16 protein-coding genes are annotated in these 22,329 nt (G+C 30.9%); 6 read left to right on the top strand and 10 right to left on the bottom strand.

The genetic code is table 11. The annotated features are described in order from the left end of the window. Positions 1-11 precede the first annotated feature (11 nt). Positions 12-1,484: a proline--tRNA ligase gene (proS, locus tag Q0T35_RS02070; RefSeq protein ID WP_295809584.1), complete on the bottom strand. Its 1,473-nt coding sequence runs from the start codon at positions 1,482-1,484 to the stop codon at positions 12-14. 172 nt (positions 1,485-1,656) lie between these two features. Between proS and Q0T35_RS02065 the strand changes: the two genes are divergently transcribed. After that, on the top strand, positions 1,657-3,093 hold the full coding sequence (locus Q0T35_RS02065; RefSeq protein ID WP_295840740.1) for a hypothetical protein: 1,437 nt from the start codon (positions 1,657-1,659) through the stop codon (positions 3,091-3,093). 22 nt (positions 3,094-3,115) lie between these two features. Next, on the top strand, positions 3,116-4,552 hold the full coding sequence (locus Q0T35_RS02060) for a hypothetical protein (RefSeq protein WP_293919266.1): 1,437 nt from the start codon (positions 3,116-3,118) through the stop codon (positions 4,550-4,552). Positions 4,553-4,598: 46 nt separating this feature from the next. Here the strand turns inward: Q0T35_RS02060 and mscL are convergent, their stop codons facing one another. Both mscL and Q0T35_RS02050 read right to left on the bottom strand, forming a co-directional pair. Further along, positions 4,599-4,991, bottom strand: coding sequence for a large-conductance mechanosensitive channel protein MscL (gene mscL, locus Q0T35_RS02055; RefSeq protein WP_295840737.1), 393 nt, complete (start codon positions 4,989-4,991; stop codon positions 4,599-4,601). Between the two features lie 74 nt (positions 4,992-5,065). Next, complete coding sequence (locus tag Q0T35_RS02050) at positions 5,066-7,159, bottom strand: DNA topoisomerase 3 (RefSeq protein WP_295840834.1); 2,094 nt, start codon at positions 7,157-7,159, stop codon at positions 5,066-5,068. A 328-nt stretch (positions 7,160-7,487) separates the two neighbouring features. On the opposite strand from Q0T35_RS02050, the gene Q0T35_RS02045 reads away from it, so the two are divergent. The 4 genes from Q0T35_RS02045 to Q0T35_RS02030 all read left to right on the top strand — a co-directional run bounded on the left by Q0T35_RS02045 (position 7,488) and on the right by Q0T35_RS02030 (position 11,676). After that, positions 7,488-8,456 (top strand): ABC transporter ATP-binding protein, encoded by a 969-nt coding sequence (locus tag Q0T35_RS02045; protein WP_295840735.1) that lies wholly within the window; start codon positions 7,488-7,490, stop codon positions 8,454-8,456. A 423-nt stretch (positions 8,457-8,879) separates the two neighbouring features. Beyond that, a complete protein-coding gene (locus tag Q0T35_RS02040) occupies positions 8,880-9,533 on the top strand; it encodes a uroporphyrinogen-III synthase (protein ID WP_293916552.1) in 654 nt (217 codons plus the stop codon). Continuing rightward, the gene (gene hemE / locus Q0T35_RS02035) at positions 9,526-10,551 is read left to right on the top strand and encodes a uroporphyrinogen decarboxylase (protein WP_295840733.1); all 1,026 of its coding nucleotides are present in this window, start codon (positions 9,526-9,528) and stop codon (positions 10,549-10,551) included. Before Q0T35_RS02040 ends, hemE begins: the two co-directional genes overlap by 8 nt. Before the next feature lie 258 nt (positions 10,552-10,809). After that, the gene (locus Q0T35_RS02030) at positions 10,810-11,676 is read left to right on the top strand and encodes a hypothetical protein (RefSeq protein WP_295840731.1); all 867 of its coding nucleotides are present in this window, start codon (positions 10,810-10,812) and stop codon (positions 11,674-11,676) included. A gap of 161 nt (positions 11,677-11,837) precedes the next feature. Here Q0T35_RS02030 and Q0T35_RS02025 read toward each other — a convergent pair whose 3' ends face one another. From Q0T35_RS02025 to ricT, 7 genes are all read right to left on the bottom strand, one after another. After that, positions 11,838-12,614, bottom strand: a complete 777-nt coding sequence (locus Q0T35_RS02025; protein WP_293916546.1) for a type III pantothenate kinase — start codon at positions 12,612-12,614, stop codon at positions 11,838-11,840. A 7-nt stretch (positions 12,615-12,621) separates the two neighbouring features. Further along, positions 12,622-14,466: a M1 family metallopeptidase gene (locus Q0T35_RS02020; RefSeq protein ID WP_295840729.1), complete on the bottom strand. Its 1,845-nt coding sequence runs from the start codon at positions 14,464-14,466 to the stop codon at positions 12,622-12,624. A 337-nt stretch (positions 14,467-14,803) separates the two neighbouring features. Then, entirely contained in the window at positions 14,804-17,233 is a 2,430-nt protein-coding gene (locus tag Q0T35_RS02015) for a TonB-dependent receptor (protein ID WP_295840726.1), read from the bottom strand. An 85-nt stretch (positions 17,234-17,318) separates the two neighbouring features. Continuing rightward, positions 17,319-17,996, bottom strand: coding sequence for a LysE family transporter (locus Q0T35_RS02010; protein WP_293916540.1), 678 nt, complete (start codon positions 17,994-17,996; stop codon positions 17,319-17,321). Between the two features lie 225 nt (positions 17,997-18,221). After that, positions 18,222-20,615, bottom strand: coding sequence for a transglycosylase domain-containing protein (locus tag Q0T35_RS02005; RefSeq protein ID WP_295809609.1), 2,394 nt, complete (start codon positions 20,613-20,615; stop codon positions 18,222-18,224). A gap of 4 nt (positions 20,616-20,619) precedes the next feature. Then, on the bottom strand, positions 20,620-21,072 hold the full coding sequence (locus tag Q0T35_RS02000; protein WP_295840723.1) for a gliding motility lipoprotein GldH: 453 nt from the start codon (positions 21,070-21,072) through the stop codon (positions 20,620-20,622). A gap of 20 nt (positions 21,073-21,092) precedes the next feature. Further along, the gene (gene ricT, locus Q0T35_RS01995; RefSeq protein ID WP_295809613.1) at positions 21,093-22,313 is read right to left on the bottom strand and encodes a regulatory iron-sulfur-containing complex subunit RicT; all 1,221 of its coding nucleotides are present in this window, start codon (positions 22,311-22,313) and stop codon (positions 21,093-21,095) included. Between the last annotated feature and the right edge of the window lie 16 nt (positions 22,314-22,329).

Here is a 22,329-nt window from a genome sequence, read left to right as displayed (position 1 = left end):
CTAAATAAGCATTAATAAGCTCGAGCAAATAAAACTCTTCTTTGGGAAGGTTTTCCGGAGTAAATACATACACCATTTTCTTCTTTAGCATCTAGAGGGATGCATCTAATAGTTGCTTTAGTCTCGGCTTTAATTTTTTCTTCCACTTCCAAAGAGCCATCCCAATGTGCAGAAACAAATCCTCCTTTCTCATCTAAAACTTTTTTAAACTCGTCGTACGTATTTACTTCCGTTATCAATAAATCTCTACGTTCTTTTGCTTTATTAAAAATATTTTGTTGAATATCTTGTAGTAGGCTTTGGATATATTCAGCCAATCCATCAACAGAATGCAAATGTTTCTCCAAAGTATCTCTACGAGCAATTTCAACTTGTCTGTTCTCAAGGTCTTTCGGGCCTATGGTTATCCGTATAGGTACCCCTTTTAATTCATATTCGTTAAATTTCCATCCCGGCTTGTATTCAGTTCTGTCATCAAATTTAAGACTGATATTCATTTGTTTAAGTTGAGATTTAAGCGTGTAAGCCAGATCGGCAATAGCATTTAATTGATCTTCGGTTTTATGTATAGGTACAATAACTACTTGAATTGGAGCGATTTTCGGAGGAAGTACTAAGCCGTTATCATCAGAATGGGACATAATCAGAGCCCCTATAAGACGTGTAGATACCCCCCAAGATGTAGCCCATACATATTCTTGTTTCCCCTCTTTAGATTGATATTTTACATCAAATGCTTTGGCAAAATTCTGTCCTAAAAAATGGGAAGTTCCCGCTTGTAGTGCTTTACCGTCTTGCATCATTGCCTCAATGCAATAGGTTTCTTCCGCACCGGCAAACCTTTCGGCCGGAGATTTTACTCCTTGTATTACAGGTATTGCCATAAAATTTTCTACAAATTCGGTATAAACTTTCAACATTTTTTCTGCTTCCTCTATAGCTTCTTCTTTAGATACATGAGCCGTATGACCTTCTTGCCATAAAAACTCTGCAGTTCTTAAAAATAGTCGGGTTCTCATTTCCCAACGAACCACATTGGCCCATTGATTAATAAGAATAGGCAAATCACGATGAGATTTAATCCAATTTTTATAAGTATTCCATATAATTGTTTCAGAAGTGGGTCTTACAATCAATTCCTCTTCTAATTTAGCTTCCGGGTCTACTACCACCCCATGACCGTCAGGAGCATTTTTTAATCTGTAATGAGTAACCACAGCACATTCTTTGGCAAATCCTTCTACATGATCTGATTCTTTAGATAAGTAAGATTTAGGGATAAATAAAGGAAAATACGCATTTTCATGTCCTGTATCTTTAAACATTTGATCTAAATGATGTTGCATTTTTTCCCATATAGCATAACCATACGGTTTAATAACCATACATCCTCTAACCCCCGAATTTTCAGCCATGTCTGCCTTAATTACCAGTTCGTTATACCATTTACTGTAATCATCTTCTCTTGATGTAAGTGTTGCCATATTGCTTTTCTAATGTTTTAAACTTATATTTAATTTGCTGTTATCATACTTAAATTATTTAGTCACCTTACAATTGTGACCTTTGTTTTTTCTTAAATTGGTATGACTTTTGTGAATCAAAATGATTTAAGAACAAAAGTATAATAAATATATAAACTACTAAAAAAATATCATGAAGAATATCAGTTGTAATTTAGGACGAGTTTTCATGAAAGTATGTGCTCTATTAATAGTGTCAGTTTTTTTAACGTCATGTTACGTAGGTCAAACTTCATATGCCGGTGAGGATAGCGTATATTATTCTCATAAAACTCACAAAAATAAAAAGAAAAAAAAGCAACAAGCGTCTTACGATTATGTATACGATGACGATTCAAAATCATCCGTTGAGAGCCAAAATTCTACTGAAGTACGCATAGGAAAGAAATATATAGATCCTACTTCTAATGCAAGTGACTTATTGTATGATGATAATGATTCTTCTGAAGATATTAGTACAAATAGCACCAATCATTATAGTGAGCAAATAGATCGGTCTTATACTTACAATTACAGTAAAGACAATTGGGGAGACGATGATGTTACTATAGTAAATAATTATTATTATGGAGGTTACGGTCCTTATTATTCTAATTATTGGGTCGATCCGTATTGGGGGTGGAGAAGTTATTGGAGACCTTATTATGGATGGAACTGGGGTGTATCAATTGGCTGGGGTTGGTCTGGCTGGGATTACCCTTCTTACTGGGGGCCATCTTGGGGATACTATCCGGGGTATTGGAGACCTCATCATCATTATTGGAATAATGGATGGTGTTGTTCAAGATACTATCCTAGTTATGGTTCAAGATCGGCTTATTTAAATAGTTATAGAGGAAGTTCATACATATCTAGGTCTTATGGAACATCCCGTTCAAGGCAAATTCAAGGTATACAAAGACAAAATAATAGAAATACGATTATTTCTGGAAGTAGAGGCAACGATTTGGCTATTTCAAGAAATAATTCAGGTATAGTTTCTGGTTCAAGGAATAATACGATAAGTAATTCAAACGGATCAAGATCTAACGGAGAAATAAGAGTATCTAGAAATAATATAGGGACAATACAAGGGAATTCAGAAAATACTATAGGTAATTCAAACGGATCAAGATCTAACGGAGGAATAAGAGGATCTAGAAATAATGTAGGGACAACACAAGGGAATTCAGAAAATACAATAGGTAATTCAAACGGATCAAGATCTAACGGAGGAATAAGAGGATCTAGAAATAATGTAGGGACAACACAAGGGAATTCAGGAAATACTATAGGTAATTCAAACGGATCGAGATCTAACGGAGGAATAAGAGGATCTAGAAATAATGTAGGGACAACACAAGGGAATTCAGGAAATACTATAGGTAATTCAAATGGATCAAGATCTAATGGAGTAACAAGAGGATCTAGAAATTATGATTCCGGTTCCACGCGTATGTCTTCCCCAACCTATCAAGTTCCAAGCTCAGGAAGTCGAGGTGGAATAGGAGGAGGTTCCATAAGTAGTGGAAGTCGTGGAGGATCTATTGGAGGAGGAAGTCGTGGAGGATCTATTGGAGGTCGAAGATAATAAATAATAAAAAACTCAAATTATGAATAAGAAATTGTTATATGGATTTATTCTTTCATCATTAGTCATGACAGTGAAATCTCAGACAACCCAATTTTATCCAAATGACGTTTCAGATGCTTTTAATATTTTTGGAGATAATTCCAATAATACTTCAGGAACAGCACGATATATTGGTATGGGAGAATCTATGGGTGCTTTAGGAGGAGATTTAAGCGCTGTAGAGACCAATCCTGCCGGGTTAGGTATTTTTAGAAATTCTGTAGCTAATATTTCGATGGGTGTATTGTCAAATAAGAATAAAGCTACTATGGGTAATGGTGTAAATTCCAATACAGATACCAACTTTAATGTTCCCGCAGCGGGGATTGCTTTAGCATTGGGGGATGAATCAGATCTGCTTAAAGTAAATTTTGGAGTAAATTTTTCTTACCAAAGGGTAGATAATGATGTGTATTTTTCACGCAATTCAAAAATAAATTATTTATTTCCTAACAAAGATAACGTAAATCAGACCTATGAGATGGCTAATTACGATCAATATACTGATGGATATAAATCAAAATTGAAATTGAGTTTTGCTACCAATTATATGGATAAAATTTATTTCGGTATTGGTTTTGATTGGCATTATTTAAATGTTGATAGGAGCTCAGAATACGGTCATAGAAACACTGTTGACGGAGAATATATGAGATTTGATGAACAATTAACTCCTTATAGTCAAGAAGCAAACGGTTTCGGATTAAATGTAGGGGTAATAGGGAAGATCACACCTGAAATACGTTTAGGTGCTGCTTATCATACTCCGATTTGGTGGTCTGATATGGATGATTATAGATGGGTGTATAGTGTTAATGATAAAGGACAATTTTTCCAAGATTATATATATTATGATCGTTATAAAAATGTGTCCCCGGGAAAAATTGTTTTGAGTGGTGCCTTTGCATCAAATATTTTTGATGATGATAATTCTTTGGCATTTAATTTTGATTTTATTAATTATTTCAATAAGGATATGGAGTTTAAAGGAGATGTAGATTATAGACTTAACAATAACTTTGTAAATAATTATGTTAGAAATTCTCAAGAATATCGTGCAGGGTTAGAATATAGATTCAAAGAACTTAAATTAAGAGCTGGATATGCTTATGCCTCTTCTCCAATAAAAGATCAATCTATAGCCGGTGTATGGGATAATGATTCAAGTCCGGTATATGTAAAAAACTATTTAGCTGGAGAAAAAAATAAATTGTCTTTTGGTGTAGGATACGATATAGGGGTGTTTTTTGTTGATTTAGGATATCAAAATATAAAAACAGATTATCATACGACTCTATCTGGTGATTTTTATACAGTTGATGGATCAAATGTAAATCTTGATTTGAATAAGCCCTATTTTGGAAAAGTTAATAATACACAAAATAATTTTGTGTTAACATTAGGCATGAGATTTTAAAAAATAATTTTAATAAAAAAAATCCTAACATTTGTTAGGATTTTTTTTATTTATTTCTAAGCAAATCTCTTATTTCAGTTAGTAATTCTTCTTGGGAAGGTGGTTTTGGTGTATTATCTTGTTCTTTTTTGTTCTCATCTTTCTTATTAAGCTTATTAATTACTTTAATCATGGTAAATAGACAAAAAGCTATAATTATAAAAGATAAACATGTAGAAAGAAAATTACCGTACTTAATAGCTGTACCCGGAATGGTTAATTTAGCTAAATCTGTTAAATCTGCCATTTTAAGGGCAGGATTCAGAACTAAAGGAGTAATAATATCTTCCACTAAAGAAGTAATAATTTTATTAAAGGCACCACCGATAATTACACCAACAGCCATATCGACAACATTTCCACGTAAGGCGAAATCTTTAAATTCTTTTATAAAACCCATAAAAAATAAAATTAATTAAGATTGTAAAAATAAATTAAATTTTAAAATAATATAATCAACTAATACTTCAACTATTATTCAAATACTATTCCGAAATTTTTATCAAAAGATAAAATACCTTCTGTTTTCTCATGGGTTTCGGGATTTGTAAGGCCTTTTATTTTTGAAGTTTTACCTTTACATATTAAATCAGAAATTTGCTTTAAAGACAATTTTTTACCGTATATTTCAAAGGGAACGGTAAAATCACAATTTTTATAATTGGAACATCCGTATGCAGATTTTCCTTTTATTAACTTACGAGCGTTACATTTAGGGCATAACAATTCCTCCACAGATTGTGAATTAGTGTTTGATTTTTTATGAATATTCTTATTTTCTACATTCTTTTTATCTTGTACTGAGATTCTACGGTATTGGCTATTTTTAACTTCTTGTGTGAGATTAGTTACCATTTCTATGAGTTCCTTTTTAAAAAGATCGGAAGAATAGGTGCCTTTTTCAATTAACCTAAGTTTTTTTTCCCAAAGTCCGGTAAGCTCTACACTCTTCAATAATTCACTTTGTATAGTATCTATCAAATCCATTCCTGTTGGAGTAGCATATATATTTTTCCTTTTTTTTTCAATGTACTTTCGATGAAGTAAGGTTTCAATGATATTTGCTCTAGTTGATGGTCTACCAATTCCATTATCCTTTAATACTTCTCTCATTTCTTCATCTTCAACCTGCTTTCCGGCTGTTTCCATACTTCTCAATAAAGAGGCTTCCGTATAATATTTAGGTGGAGAAGTCTTGCCTTGGTGGATAAACGGTTTATGAGGCCCGCTTTCTCCGACTTGAAAAACAGGAATTAAATTTTCTTCTTTTTCATTCTTTTTATCTTGCTCATATATTATTCTCCAACCAGGTTCTAAAATTTGTTTTCCACTAGCTTTAAATGGGATTTCGCCAACTTTTGAAGTAACCAAAGTATTAGAAATCTTACATTCTGGATAAAATGCAGCAATAAATCTTCGAGCTACCAAATCATATATCTTTTTTTCATCAGATGAAATTCCTTCCGGCGATACATCGGTGGGTATGATCGCATGATGATCGGTTACTTTGGTGTCATCGAATACAGCTTTGGATTTAGGAATAGGATTCTTTAAAAGAAAAGAAATAAGGGTTTCATAATATTTCATGCTGGAAAGAATTCCATGAATTTTTGGATATAAGTCTTCAGAAAGATAAGTTGTATCTACCCGAGGATATGTAACTAACTTTTTTTCATACAGACTTTGTATATATTTTAAGGTATTATCTGCAGAATAACCGTATTTCTTATTTGCTTCGACTTGTAAAGAAGTAAGATCAAACAATCTTGGATTTTTTTCCTTTCCCTCTTTCTTTTCGAAAGAAATTATTTCAAACGGATATTTTTGTAAATACTCTAATCCCTTTTTTGCTCTTTCTTCAGTTTTTAAACGGTCAATATCGGCGTTAAATTCAACATCTTTATAGATAGTTTTTAATTCCCAATATTCTTCAATAATAAAAGATTCAATTTCTTTCTGCCGTTGTACAATCATGGCCAAGGTAGGTGTTTGAACTCTTCCAATTGATAGTAGAGTTTTATTGGAAGCAAATTTTTTAGTAAACAATCGAGTGGCATTTATTCCCAAAAGCCAATCTCCAATGGCACGAGCACTACCTGCTGAATATAGATTTTCATATAGTGAAGAGTCTTTGAGATTTTCAAATCCTTCTTTGATAGACTGTTCTGTTAAAGACGATATCCATAAACGTTTTACAGGGACTTTACATTTGGCTTTTAATAATACCCACCGTTGAATTAATTCTCCTTCTTGTCCCGCATCTCCGCAATTTATTACTTCGTCACACTCGGAAACCAGATTTTTTATAATTTTGAATTGTTTTTCTACTCCTTTATTTGATATGAGTTTGATACCAAAATTTGTGGGGATAATTGGAAGATCTTCCAAATACCAGAATTTCCAATTCGGATTATAATCATGAGGCTCTTTTAAAGTACATAAATGCCCAAAAGTCCAGGTTACCTGATATCCATTTCCTTGATAATATCCATCTTTTCTTTCTTTAGCCCCCAAAATTTGGGCAATATCTTTAGCAACGCTTGGTTTTTCAGCAATACATACTTTCATGCGTGAGGTACATTTTTGTACCTGCAAAATTGCAATTTTTTATGTACATAATAAATAGTAAGCATGCTGAAAGATACATTAATTTAATTACTGGATAAGTGATTATTAAGAAATAATATTTTAAAAAATAGAGATAAAAATAAAATTTTATTTTTAATCATTTCAAATATTTTTTATTTTTAAGTTATTGATGAAAAAATAAATAAAAGTTCGAAAGAAATTTTTTAGTATTAAAATTTTAAATTTGTGAAAATATGCTTGATTATTTACAAAATTATACGCTTTGCGATCAATTAAGGATACATAAGAATTTAACAAATTGATTTATATGCTAGAAGTTAAAAATCTCTTTTTTTCATATACCGAAGATAAAAAAATCATAGAATCTCTATCTTTTATCTTACAGCAAGGAAACATGTTGGCCTTGGTTGGGGAAAGTGGAAGTGGAAAAAGTACAGTTTTAAAATTAATTTACGGATTATTGGAGTGGGAGAGCGGCGAAATTTTTTATAATGGACGAAAATTAGCTGGATTTAAAGGGAATTTAGTTCCTGGAGAACCTGAATTTAAATATTTGGAACAGGAGTTTGGGCTGATGCCCTATGCTACTGTAGGAGAAAATGTTGGTAAATTCCTTTCTAATATAGATATAAAAGAGAAACAAAATAGAATTATGTTTCTTTTAGATATTGTAGGCATGGCAAGCTATATTGATGAGAAACCCATTTCACTAAGTGGAGGTCAAAAACAAAGAGTAGCTTTAGCAAAAGCTCTAGCACAAACTCCTTCAGTACTTCTGTTGGATGAACCATTTTCTCAAGTCGATACTTTTAAGAAAAATGTATTAAAGAGAGCCGTTTTTGATTTTGCTAAAGAAAATAATATATCTATCATATTAGCTACACATGAGATAGAAGATGCTCTTGCTTATGCAGATGAAATGATGATCTTAAAAGAAGGAAAAGTTGTACGATACGGTAATCCCAATGATTTATACAAAAATCCTGAAATTATGTATGTAGCAAATTTATTTGGCGAAAGTACCATTATAAAGCGGGAAGATTTTCCGGATTTTTTTGAAGAAATAGACGAAAATAAAATTATTGTTTATCCGCATCAATTCGTAATTTCTCAAACAGGTATACCTGTAAAAGTAATAAGAAGTTATTTTCAAGGATCTCATTATCTAGTAGAATGCGTTTCAAAATTTAATAGATTTTGGTTTATAAGTGAAGAAGAGCTGTCCATTGGAAAAGAATGTAAGCTACAATTTTATGAATATCAAAAACTATTATAGATCTTAAATCTTTTCAAAAAATCATATGCAAAAACAAGAAGTTTTCAGCTATAAAATCGCCTAAATTAGTTAATAAATGTAAATTTTAACTACAAAATTAATTATCCCAGTAAGTATTTTTTTTCAAGAATAAACTTGAAAAAAGTAGGAATTTTTATGACTGTATAAAAAAGTTATTATTCATAGTAGTAATATTTTTTAAGAATTTTCTTACGTAGGAATTTTAAATTTTACCAACAGTTGGAAAAATAAATTTAATGCTGTTAATAAATTAACAATTATGAGAATATTATCTTAAAAAAATTAATGAAAAGAATAAAAAATATAAAAATTAAACAATAAAATTTAAAATCAATAAATTTTTTAAATATTGATTTTTTATGTGCATGCAATAAACAGTATATTTGTATAAATCAAAATGATATGAAAAGAATATTATTTACTTCTTCTTTCTCAATTCCTGACGATTATGAGCAGGAATATGAAATTGATTATATTCCTTTTATATATACAGAAATATATCCTTATTACGATATCATTAAATATATACCTCCGGATGTGCAATCATATATTGTAACTAGTAAAAATTCTGCAAAAGCCATTAAAGATATTGAATTAGAAGGAGAGTTCTTTGTAGTGGGAAAAAGCACAGCCAAAGAGTTGTACGGACAAAACAGGGATATCGCATTTATAACTAATTATGCAGAAGATTTGTTAGAAAGAATGCTTGAGACTGATATAAAAAAATATGTTTTTTTTAAAGGAAATCTATCACTCACTATTTTACCGGATACGTTAAGAGAACATGGAGTGGAAGTGGTTGGAATTGAGAGTTATAAAACAATTCTTACTCCACATAAGATTGATAAAACGTATGATGCAATAGTTTTTACAAGTCCTTCAGCCGTTAGATCTTTTAGTTCTATGAATAAGATTCCACAGGAAACCATTATCTTTACAAGCGGTAAAACAACAGCTGCGACAGTCAGTACGTTGGGAAATTATGATATATATTACCCTGAAGAAACCACTAAAGAATCTTTACTTGAACTAATAAAAAAGACCCTAAATGATTAAAAATACTTTATTTCTAGATGCTTTAAAAGGTAAGAATGTTAAACGCCCTCCGGTATGGATGATGCGTCAAGCAGGAAGATTTTTGCCTGAATTTAGAGCACTGCGTGATAAGTATGATTTTTTTACCCGTTGTAAAACGCCGGAATTGGCTGCGGAAATTACTATGATGCCTGTAAAAAGATTTCCTATAGATTCTGCTATTTTATTTTCAGATATTTTAGTTGTTCCACAAGCAATGGGACTGAATTTTGAGATGAAGGAATCCGTAGGGCCTTATTTGCAAAATCCGATAGCCTCTAAGCAAGATGTTGAAAGACTACAAAATCCTCCGATAGAGGAAAGTTTAGGATATGTTTTGGAAGCTATTTCAATTACAAAAGAGCTTTTACATAATGAAATTCCTTTGATAGGATTTTCCGGTAGTCCTTGGACGATTTTATGCTATGCTGTAGAAGGAAAAGGGTCCAAAACTTTTGATAAAGCTAAATCATTTTGCTTTAAAAATCCAGAATGGGCCCATTTATTATTACAAAAAATTACTGATTATACCATTCAATATTTACTTAGAAAAGTAGAAAGTGGGGTAGACGCTATACAAATTTTTGATAGTTGGGGAGGGTTACTTTCTCCGAAAGATTATGAAGAGTTTTCATGGAGATATATAGACCAAATAGTAGAGGTTTTAGCAACTAAAGTTCCGGTGATAGTTTTTGGTAAAGGATGTTGGTATGCCTTACCAACCATGTCTCAATCAAAAGCTTCGGCACTGGGAGTAGATTGGACGATAACTCCACAAAAAGCAAGGGAATTTTCAGGCGAAGCTATTACTTTGCAAGGGAATTTTGATCCGGCTAAATTATTGTCAACTCCAAAAAATATATATTCTGAAGCTCAACAAATGATTCGTGATTTTGGAGTTCAACGTTATATTGCAAATTTAGGCCATGGTATATTACCCAATGTGCCTCTAGAAAACGCTGAAGCTTTTATTAGAGCTATAGTTGAGTTTAGAGAATAATAAGCTTAAAATATTAATTATCAAAAATTCAGTCATTTTTCAGTTATTTTTTCCTGAAAGGAACATATATTTTTAGGTATATGCATACATAAATGTATAAAAATAAGATTATTTGCTAAAACGTTGTAAATAATTAATTTATAGCTATATAAGGCATGCTATTTGTGATTAAATATCTAGCTTCTATCATTAATTTATCTGTCTTAGAAATATTCAGGTTCTAAAATATTATCCATTTAACAGTTTAAATTTAAGGGTATGAAGAAAAATTTATCTATTTTCCTCTGCGTATTTTATGCAATATTCTTCTTCGGACAAGTAGGTATCGGGACAGAAAACCCGGATAGTTCCTCACTTTTAGAAATAAAAGCAAATAATAAAGGCTTTTTGCCTCCTCGGGTTCATATTACCTCGATTACCGATACAACCACTATTGAAAACCCGGCAACTGGTTTAATCATCTATGAACCTGATGGATTTTCAGAAACAATTAACAATAAGATTTACAATAGAGAAGCAGGTGTTTATATGTATAACGGCCAAGAGTGGCAACGCTTATATGCAACCAATAATACGAATAGCATTTCACCAACCGAAGGAAGAAATCTTGCAGGAGTAAAAATAGCTGTTAATCAATCGGCTTATGTTCCTCTCTCGGGATATCAATCGTATGGCTTATTATTACAAAATTCTTCTGTAAGTATTGATCCCAAGTATGTAAGTGGTATCTGGACCTCTCAATCAAGCTCTCCATCAGATATACTTTCTCCTAAAAATGGAGATTCAGGAACTTTACTTTTAGAAAATAAAATGTCAGATCAAGCTAATTTTTTCCGAATTAATTTTGAATATGCAATTTTAAATACGAAACCAACCACTACCGGTTTTTTTAACGTTTCCATTATTTCTAATTCTACCAATGAAACCATTTATTCGGATGCCATCATTGTTCCGGCAGGAACAAATGTTGGAAGTAATGTTAAATTTCAAGTTGCTTTTCCTACTTTGTCCGATATTAATTCAATAAATGCAGGGTATAAAATTTATTTTGGCGTAGATACAGGTTCGTCAGTTTTACCTAATAACATAGGAGTAAAAATTAATGATATTGTAAGGATAAATTAATAATAATCTTCACCTAATTTCGATTTTAATATTACCAAAATACGGTAGGTAAATTCTATGTATAAAATATGTTAAAATTAAAAAATAATATAGGCTTACTTATGGGGTAAATTATACATTAATGTTTTTTAAATATTTAAAAATAGGAGAATAATAAAAAATTATCCCTTATTTTCGTTTTCTAATGTCTGTTTTAAATATAATTCTCTTAAACCCTTTATCGTATGAAAACGATCGTAAATATGAATTTTTGTTGTTAATGGAGCAAAAAGATGGCCAAGCCCACCGGTTGCTATAACAAAAGTATCTTCTCCTAATTCTTTATTGATTCGATCAATAAGTCCTTCTACCATACTAAGAAAACCGAAAACCATTCCACTTTGCATACACTCTTCCGTAGTTTTTCCAAGAACATGCTTAGGAGTACGCATTTCAATATCTGAAAGCTGTGCAGTTGCTCCAATTAATGAATTTAAAGAAGTAATGACACCTGCGGCTATAATAACACCTTTAATATCTGCATTTTTGTCAACACAGGTTAAAGTTAATGCCGTACCAAAATCAACTATAATTTTAGTTCCTTTATATTTTTTATGGGCATAGTAGGCATTGGCATATAAATCAGTCCCCATTTGCGAAGTACTCGAAGTTAATTCAGTAGGAGTATTTCTGGTTACTTGTACCGTTTTAATATTATGCAATCGAGTTAATGATTTTCTTACTGGATAGGTTAAATGAGGAACGACAGAACCTACTGCAATTTTAGTTATATCATTAGGATTAATTCCATAATTTTGATAAGTCATTTTAAATTGAGAAAATAGCTCATCTTCACTTTTATAAGGCTTTGTGTTCATTACCCAGGAATTAATACATTCCTCTTCTTTAAATATACCAAAGCGTATATTACTATTACCGATGTTCACTACTAAAAGCATACTTATTTTATTTTGTATAAATGTTGTTGTCTCTGTTTACGTCTCCCATACGATATGTTGCATCTATTTCAATAGATTTAATTATTTCAGGAGATACAGGAAGGCTAAATTCATATTCTTTTTGGGTCCATTTCCAATAAGGAAGATTTATTTGATCTATGGTATTCTCTTGATTTTTATAGTTATGCATCATATGTAAAGGAATGTTATATATTTGTTTGGTTCCATTTGAATATGTTACATAAACATCGATAGGCATAGGAAAATTTCCAAGGTTTTCAAGCTCTATTTTAGTTTTTTTTTCATCTTTTGAGACATTTTTAATAGCATAATCGATGGTTCGGGTAGTATAAGTCATATAATTCCAATACCATTTTAAATCCATACCGGATATTTTCTGAGCAATATGTATAAAATCTCTGTCAGTAGGATGTTTGAATTTCCACGTTTCAAAATAATTTTTCATGATTTTGGAAAGGGTTTGCTGTCCAACGATATATTCCAACTGAACTAAAAATAATTCTCCTTTGATATAAGCTGAAATACTATAACCATTATTGGATGTGAAATGATCGGAAAATATGCCCATCACTTCTTCTTGTTTGGACTTGGTAAAATCAGTGTATAATTCTAAACTTTTAAAATACGGATTAGGAAAATCTTTAACACTTTCAGGAAATATTTTAGCCATCATCAAATCTTCAGCATAAGAAGTGAAACCTTCATCCATCCAAGCCCTCATGCTTTCATTAGTAGCAAGTATATGTTGAAACCAGGAATGTGAGGCTTCATGAAACATGAGTCTTGCAAGTCCTTCTAAAGATTTGGCATTTCCCATAATCATGCTACACATTCCATATTCCATACCTCCGTCTCCACCTTGTATAAAAGAGTACGTAGGATAGGGGTAGGGTCCGAAATTCTCTTTCATCAATTGGAAATATTTTTTGATGACAGGTTTAGTGTCATTCCAAAATTTAGTTTTCTCAGATTTTTGATATACTAAATAAACTAAAGGTCCCTCAGGTATAGATACGGTATCTACTGAGTAATCAGGGTCTGCAGCCCAAGCAAAATCGTGAATATTTTCGGCTTTGAAATGCCATTGAATTTTATTGTTTTTTATTTTCGACTTTGCACTCAAGTCATATCCTTTAACTTCTTTAGGATTCTGAAGAACTCCGCCTGCTCCGACAATATAATTTTTATCTATATTTATTTTTACATCGTAAGTACCAAATACTCCATGAAATTCTCTCGCTATATAATCAAATGTATGCCATCCTTCATAGTCGTATTCAACTACTTTAGGATACCATTGCGTCATAGTTAAATCTATCCCTTCTTTATTATTTCTTCCTGCTCTTCTAATGGTTTTTGGGATTTGAGAAGACCATTCCATTTCAAATTGAGTCGTTGAATGAGGTAAAATAGGCTGAGCTAATTTTACTTTTACTATAGTTTCTTCTACAACAAAACTGACAGGAATACCATTTTGTTTTAAAGATTTAATTTCTTGATAACCTATCTCATTAGGTTTTAGCATTGAAATAATTGAAATTCCTTCTGAAGTGACCATTCGCCTATCTGCAGATTTATTTAACTCTTTCAATTTTTGATCCATCATAGAATTGGGCTGGAAAGCATTCCAGTATACATGAAAATAAAAAACGGAAAGTGTATCAGGCGAATTATTATAATAGATTATTTGTTGATTACCTTTATACTTAAAGTCTTTGGTATCAACATCGATGTTCATTTTATAGTCAGCTTTTTGTTGATAATACGGATTTATTTGTGATTTCGATATCAATCCTGATACTAATAAGCAAATAAAAAATATTCTTTTCATTAAATAAAATTAATTTAACGCAAGTTAAAGATTAATTTTAATACATCCGTCATTAAATATATTTATCAGATTGCTGAAATATAGTCAAATAAATAACTTGAAATATTTTTTCTATATTCATTTTAATTTAAAAATGGAAGATAAATATTCTTTATCTTCCCATAAATAACAGGCTATAAAATATAATAGCAGTTTCTCATCTTTTTCCCTTATGATTTTTTGATCATTACATACAAGAGCTAATAATATTCAAGTATTTCATAAATTGGAAAAAATGAAATAATACTTTTTTAATTTGATTTTATGACAATGCTAATGTAAGGTTATAATTAAAAAATTATAAATCCATAAATTCAGAATCAGAATTATTGTTTTGAGAATGATTCTTTTTATCGGCTCTTTTATCTTTATTAAATCTATAAGTAAAGGATAAAGTAAACTGTCTTGGTCTCCACTGCATTTCGGAATACCTGTAAAAATCATCCCCGTAAGTTTTAGTTTTTCTTTTTTTAGAATCGAAAACATCTTGTATATTAAAAAGTAAGGTTCCTTTACCCTTTAGAATATCTTTGCTGAGACCTAAATCCATTCCGTACATTTCTTTATTTTTATTTTGTCCATTTTTAGAAGGAGCCATATAATTTCCTTGTACCTGAAAATTAAAATTTTCTGGAAGTTTAAAGGTCATGTTCATACGAGTTCTCCAAGTAAACCCTTTTTTATCTAAATTTTCTGTGATTAATGTTGTAGTTCCGGATACGGTATTTATTTTTTCATACGTATAACTTCCATAACTTTTGTATTGAAAAAGATTTACATCTCCAAAAATTTTCCACCATTTGTATGGATTTATGGAGTAAGATACTTCTCCTCCGTACCGATTTTCATGTCCTAAGTTGGTAGGCATTGTATTTAAATTTCCATATTGATCAGAAGTAGTTATAAACTGTAAAGGGTCTTGAGTTCTTTGATAATATAAAGAAGGAGTTATACCCCAAATGCTGTGTTGAAGGTTATATCCTAATTCAAATGAATTGGTATAAGAAGGATCTAAATCTGGATTCCCTTGACGAGTATTTCTGTCATCTGAAATGTTCTTATAAGGTATTAGCATTCTGCTATCCGGACGATGTATTCTTCTGCTATAGCTGATTTGCAACTGACTTTTTTCTGTTAAATCATAATTAAGATGAAGAGTAGGGAATAAGTCTGTATAATTTTTATGTATTGTTGAGTTTGCTTGATGAGACTGTACTTTAATAATAGAAGTTTCTTCTCTTAATCCTGCTAAAAATGAAAAAGCGCCCCATTTATTTCCGTATTGTAAATAAGAAGATAAAATATTTTCTTCATAGATTGTATTATCCGTTTGATCCGGATTTAATACCCAAGAGTTGTTTTTAAATTCATTTAAAGAAAAATCCGAATTAATTTTAGTATAATCTGCCCTCATACCAGCTTCTAATTGCGAACCTTCTTTAAAAGGAAGTATATAATCCGATTTTAACATTAATTTGGTTTGCGTGTTATCATTCTTATTTTTTCCCGGAGTACGATCGTAAATATCGGAATCGGAGTCTTTAAGATTATAAGAATAATATCCGTCGACTGTCAATACATTACCCTTTTTTGAAAAATTATGAGTAAAATTTAGGTTGCCATCTATCCCGTAATTATTTCTATTTTCTCGTTCTTTTCTTTCCGTAAGATTTTGTATTAATGAAGGATATAATAATGTATTGTAATGAGTGATACTTTTATAATTGCTTATGTTGTAATTATAACCTAAAGAAGCGGATAATGAATTATTTTTATCAAAGGTAAAGTTAAATCCTGTACTGGCATTAATAGAGGTTCTTTCGCGATATCTTCTAGAATCTTGAAATGAATTTTCAATCATTTCCTCGTTTAAATCATATCCGATATAATTTTTTTTCTCTTTTCCTTTATTTTTACCATATCTTAAACCTATATTGGTAAACCAATTCCAATTCTTTTTACCATATCCCAGATTAATAGAAGTACCGTATGATTGGGGAGTCCCTCCAGATATCTGAACGCTGCCGGTTAATCCTTTTTTCCTGTTTTTTTTAGTTACTATATTAATAATTCCTGCCGTTCCGGATGACTCATATCTGGCGGAAGCATTAGTTACTACCTCGATTTTTTCGACCATATCTGCAGGTATGGATTTTAATGCTTCAGCGGTATCATTAATACCAAGCATAGCTGATGGTTTTCCATCTACCAAGATTTTTACATTTTCATTTCCTCTAAGACTGACTGTTCCGTCTACATCAACATTTACCGAAGGAACGTTTTGCATTACGTCGGAAAGTGTTCCTGTTTTTGCTGTTATGTCTTGAGAAACATCATAAACTTTTTTATCCAGATCGACTCTATATAAAGGCTTTTTTCCTTCCACAACAATTTCTTCCAACTCTTTAGAACTTTGTTCTATTTTTATATTTCCTAATGAAGTTGATTGAAGTAGTGATTTTAGATCTACGAAAGAATCAAATCCCGCTTGATCAACTACCAATTCATATTCCCCCGGTGTTATTTTAATAGTAAATTTTCCTTTTTCATCAGCCAAGCCTCCAAATACTTTAGAGGTATCTTCTAAGTTTGTAAGCGTAATGCTACTAAAAGGAACCGGTTGATTTGTATTAGTAGTGACCGTTCCTGTGATGACGATGTTTTGTGAAAATATAAAGGTATATAATAGTAAACACAATAGGGATAATGTATTTTTCTTTGTAATCATTTAATAAATTTATTTTCTGTATAGACAAGGCTAAAACTAAAAGGTTACATGAAAAAATAAATAATAAAAAAAATAGTCTTTAGTGTTAATTTTTCTTACGAAAATTATTATTTTCAATTAATTCAAATGGATTTTCTGTTTTAGTTTTTATAAAACTTTTACCAAAGATAATAATACCGAATATTATAAGAGATATACCAACAATTTTTTTAATTTTATAGGCTAACCTATCAGTAAGTTGATGTTTAAATTTAGAAGCTAGAAATATTTTGAGTAAATCTATAGATACCATTGTGAGTAATAAAATGATTATATATAGATAAAAATCAGACATCTTAGGATATTGTGCAGATATTAATACAACGGTTGTTAACCAGAAAACAATAACTCCGATGTTCACAAGATTAAGTAAAAATCCGTTCAGATAGGTTTTAAAATAATTGGTAGTTGCAATATTGGCATTGGTCTTTATGTGTAAATTGCCTTTGGATAGGATATTATAAAGTCCATAAATAAATATGACAAATCCGGCAATCATGTATACAGATGGATGAGTATCTATAAATTTTAATAATCCTCTACTTCCTGTATGCGATACATATATACATAATATATCTGCAGATATAACTCCGGCTTCGAGGGCTATAGAAGGTTTAATACCTTTAGTAAGACTCGTTTCAATTAATAAAAAAAATACGGGACCTATTAATACAAGGCTTAAAATTAATCCAAGTAATACTGCGGATGTTATAAGAGAAATCATTAAATTATTAAAATAATTTGCAAGTTACGTAATTTTATGTTATTATAATGTGACAGAAATTAGCTAGTAGTAATTATTCACTCTATTTGAATAACTTGTTACTAATAAGTATTCATAGGCATTATTAATTAGATAAAATACTTTTAATTAAAGAAAAATTACCTTTTTATATTTATTAAATTTATTAATTTGAAAGTAGCATAAAAATAATACTTTATTTTTTATTTATCTATCAAAATTTATAGAATCTTTTTTTCTAAGGTTTTGATTTATGCTCCCTTGTTTATTTGATTCATTAATTTCCACGTGATTATTATGATAACCTCCATTTTCTGGAAAATCTCCATCATAAGCCCCATAATATGCTAAATCATCACAGCTGAAATTATCTTTCATAGTTTCCGGTCTTACAAACTTGTCTTTTTGAGTGATGCTTAATTTAGGATTCGCATAAATTTTTTGCATAAAGTATCCCCAAATAGGTAATGCCATACTTGAACCCTGTCCTATAGAAGTAGATGCGAAATGCGCATATCTATCTTCCCATCCAACCCATATTCCTGTAGCTAATTTTGGAGCTATCCCAATGAACCACCCATCAGCATTTTTATTAGTGGTTCCAGTTTTGCCTGCTATTTCGGCATCAATACCCATGGATCGAATTCTTCTACCGGTACCTTGATCAATTACTCCTTTCATTAATTCTATCATAGTGTATGAATATATTTCATTCATAACTTCTCTTACCTGAGGCTTATATTCTTTAATTACTTTACTATTGTTATCTTCAATACGCCAGATCATTTCCGGTTTCGTATAATTACCAAAATTGGCAAAAGTACTATAGGCTCCTACCATTTCGTATACAGTTAAATCTGCAGAACCAAGTGCTATGGTATTATTTCTAGGAATAGGGCTTTCAACCCCTAAATCTCTTGCCATTTTTATTACGGCATCATAGCCTGTAGCATCGATTAATCGAGCAGTTACTGCATTTTTGGAATAGGCAAGCGCTGATTTTAGTGACATGGAAGCTCCGTTACCTAAAACAGTCCATTTACCTTTAGTGTAGGTAGCATTTGAAACTTCTGTACACGGAGTATAATTAAGGTTTTTTATGGCTGTGGCATATACGAAAGGTTTGAATGTGGATCCAACTTGCCTTCTTGCTTGTTTAACATGATCGTACTGGAAATGCTTCCAGTTAATACCGCCTACCCAAACTTTTATATTTCCTGAATGAGGCTCTATAGCCATGAGCCCTGCCTGAATAATATGCTTATGATATCTTATAGAATCCCATGGAGACATTAAGGTGTCTTTATCACCTTTCCATGTGAATATTTGTAATGTAGTTGGTTTTTTAAATTCGGTTAAAATTTGCTCATCGGATAAGCCTTTGTTTTTCAGGTTTTTATATCTTCCTGTTCTTTTCATGGCGTCTGTCATGAGCTTGTTATATAAGAAATCTATTTTAGGATCACCCTGATAGGTATAAAAAGGAGCATATGTTCTTCCTTTTTGTTCATTGAAAAATGTTTTTTGAAGATTTTTTAAATGTTTTTCAATCGCTTCTTCAGCATATTTTTGCATTCTTGAATCAAGGGTTACATATATTTTTAGGCCGTCTTTATAAAGATTATATTTTTTTCCGGTCTGATTTTCATAGTCATTTAACACTGCGGTTACTTCTTTTTTTAGAGCATGCTTAAAATAAGCGGAATATCCTTCACCTATTTCTTTTACAGGTTTGTAATTAAGTTCGATAGGAGTATCTTTTATTGAGTTAAACTCAGCTTCGGTAATATATCCTTGTTCTTTCATTAATCCGAGAACTACATTTCTCCTTCTTTTAGCATTTTCAGGATTTATCTTAGGGTTATTAATTACGGGATTTTCTAACATAGCGACTAAAGTTGCACTTTGAGATAAATCTAAGTCCTTTACATTTTTGTTAAAATAAACTTTTGAAGCTGTGGCAATACCATTCGCACTAAAGAGAAAGTCAAATTTATTTAGGTAAAGAGTTATAATTTCATCTTTGGTATATAATTTTTCAAGTTGAACAGCAATGATAATTTCTTTTATTTTTTGAAAAGCCCGTTGAAATTTATTTTGGGAAACACCTTTATAGGTAAAATTACCATCTTCATCTTCTTTTAAAGTAAAGAGAAGTTTGGCGAGCTGTTGGGTAATAGTACTCCCGCCACCTCTTTTTCCTCTATAGAAAACAGCTCTGAATAAAGCTTTTTTATCGACCCCGGAATGATTAGGAAAACGTTCATCTTCTTTAGTCATTAAAGCATAAATTAAAGAAGGAGGTAAGTCTTGATATTCAACCGGTATTCTTTTTTCCTTTTCAAATTTTTGTATAACAACACCATCTTCAGATATAATTTCAGAAGCTATAAAAATATCCGGATTTTCTAAATCTCTAACATTGGGCATTTCTCCAAAAAAGCCATAAATAGTCAAGATAAAAAGTAAAGTAAATGCTAAAATTCCAGCTAGAAATAATCCCCAAAACCAGAATAAAAATTTTGTAATAAATTTTTTATTGGTGTTAGGCTGTTTTTTTTTAGCAACAGTTCTAGTTTTATTTTTATTCGTTGATGCCATAATTTTATTCAATATTTACCCCAAAATCAACAATTCCTTTTAAAGTATCTTTTCTCATACCTTGGACCACGGATATTGTGTAATCCTCGCTTTTTGAAAATAAGAAATCTTTTTTATATTGGAAATAAATTTCTTTAATGGATCCCATGCCTGAGCCCAGCCATTTTCCCGTTTTGTCTGCTAATTTATAATTGAGTGTATCAGTGCAAATAACTTTTTTTCCTTGTTTTAATTTTATAAATAAATAAAGATTACTAAATAAATAGTCTTTATTGTTCCTTACTACAAAATTTATATTTTTTTTAGTGGGAGCATTTTTAATTTTAAAGTTAAAATTTATCGTATCTTTTTTACTCCAAGAATCATTTATATTTTCCATTCGGGAGTATTCATTTTTATAACTACAATTAGAAAAAAAAATGAGGGATAAAAAGGATATAAAAAGAAATTTTTTCATTTTAAAATAATACTAAAAAATTATTTAGGTTTTTTTGGGGTTCTTTTCTTTTGTTGATTAGAATTGGTATTGTTAGTTTTTGATTTTGTTTTTTGTTTGTCCGTTGTGTTTTTGGTATCTGTTTTTTGCTGATTTTTATTTCTTGATTTTCTTTTATTCGTTGATTTAGATTTTTTTTCAAATCTATGTAAATTGTTTTCTTCAATTAAATCTATTTTAAGGTCCTCTTTTTCCAATAATTCATCTAATGGTTTTACAGTTATACCTTTTTTATTGAGTTCAACTAATTTTTTTACATCGTAAATATTTATCGGATGCCAAGAGATGGGGTTTTCTGTATAAGTAAACCACATTTGATTTCTAAATACATCGACTTTTATGCAATAGGCTTTTCCTTTTTCTGTTTCTAATACAGTTTGACTGGAAGGAAAATCCGCCAACGCATCTACATATGTATCTAATTCAAAATTAAGACAGCATTTTAATTTTCCGCATTGACCTGCTAATTTTTGCGGATTAATGGAGAGTTGCTGATATCTTGCTGCAGCTGTATTAACAGACCTAAAATCTGTTAACCAGGTAGAACAACACAATTCTCTACCACAAGATCCAATTCCGCCTACTTTAGCACTTTCCTGTCTATATCCGATTTGTCGCATATCTATTTTTGATCGAAAGGCCATTGCATAATCTTTAATTAGCTGTCGAAAGTCGACTCTTCCTTCAGCGGTATAATATAAAGTAACTTTAGACCCGTCTCCTTGATACTCTACATCACAGATTTTCATTTGCAACCCCGAACTTCTGGCAATCTTTCTCGCATCTAACATGACATTGTGTTCTTTATTTTTGAAGTTTTGCCAAATTTCAATATCTTTTTGAGTAGCTTTTCTATAAACTTTACCTAACTCATCCATTTTTGCCTTTTTTTTCCTCATTTGAATCTTTACTAATTCACCTGTTAAGGAAATAACTCCTACATCATGTCCCGAATTTGCTTCTACAGCAACAATATCTCCAATGGAAAGGACAAGGTTTGAATCATTTATATAAAAATCTTTTCTATCATCTTTAAATCGGACTTCAATATATTGGGGTTGATTTTTTTGGGTAGGAGGATGTATATCGGATAACCAATTGAATACAGAAAGTTTACTGTTACAATTTCCAGTTCCGCAAGCTCCATTATTTTTACATCCTTTAGGTAGTTCACCAGAACTACAAGAACTGCATGTTTCCATTTACTCGAAATTAATC

Source organism: uncultured Apibacter sp. (assembly GCF_946479295.1).
Classification (GTDB): Bacteria; Bacteroidota; Bacteroidia; order Flavobacteriales; family Weeksellaceae; genus Apibacter.
The sequence above is the reverse complement of the archived record's forward strand: the minus strand, read 5'-3'. Positions and strand labels throughout refer to the sequence as shown.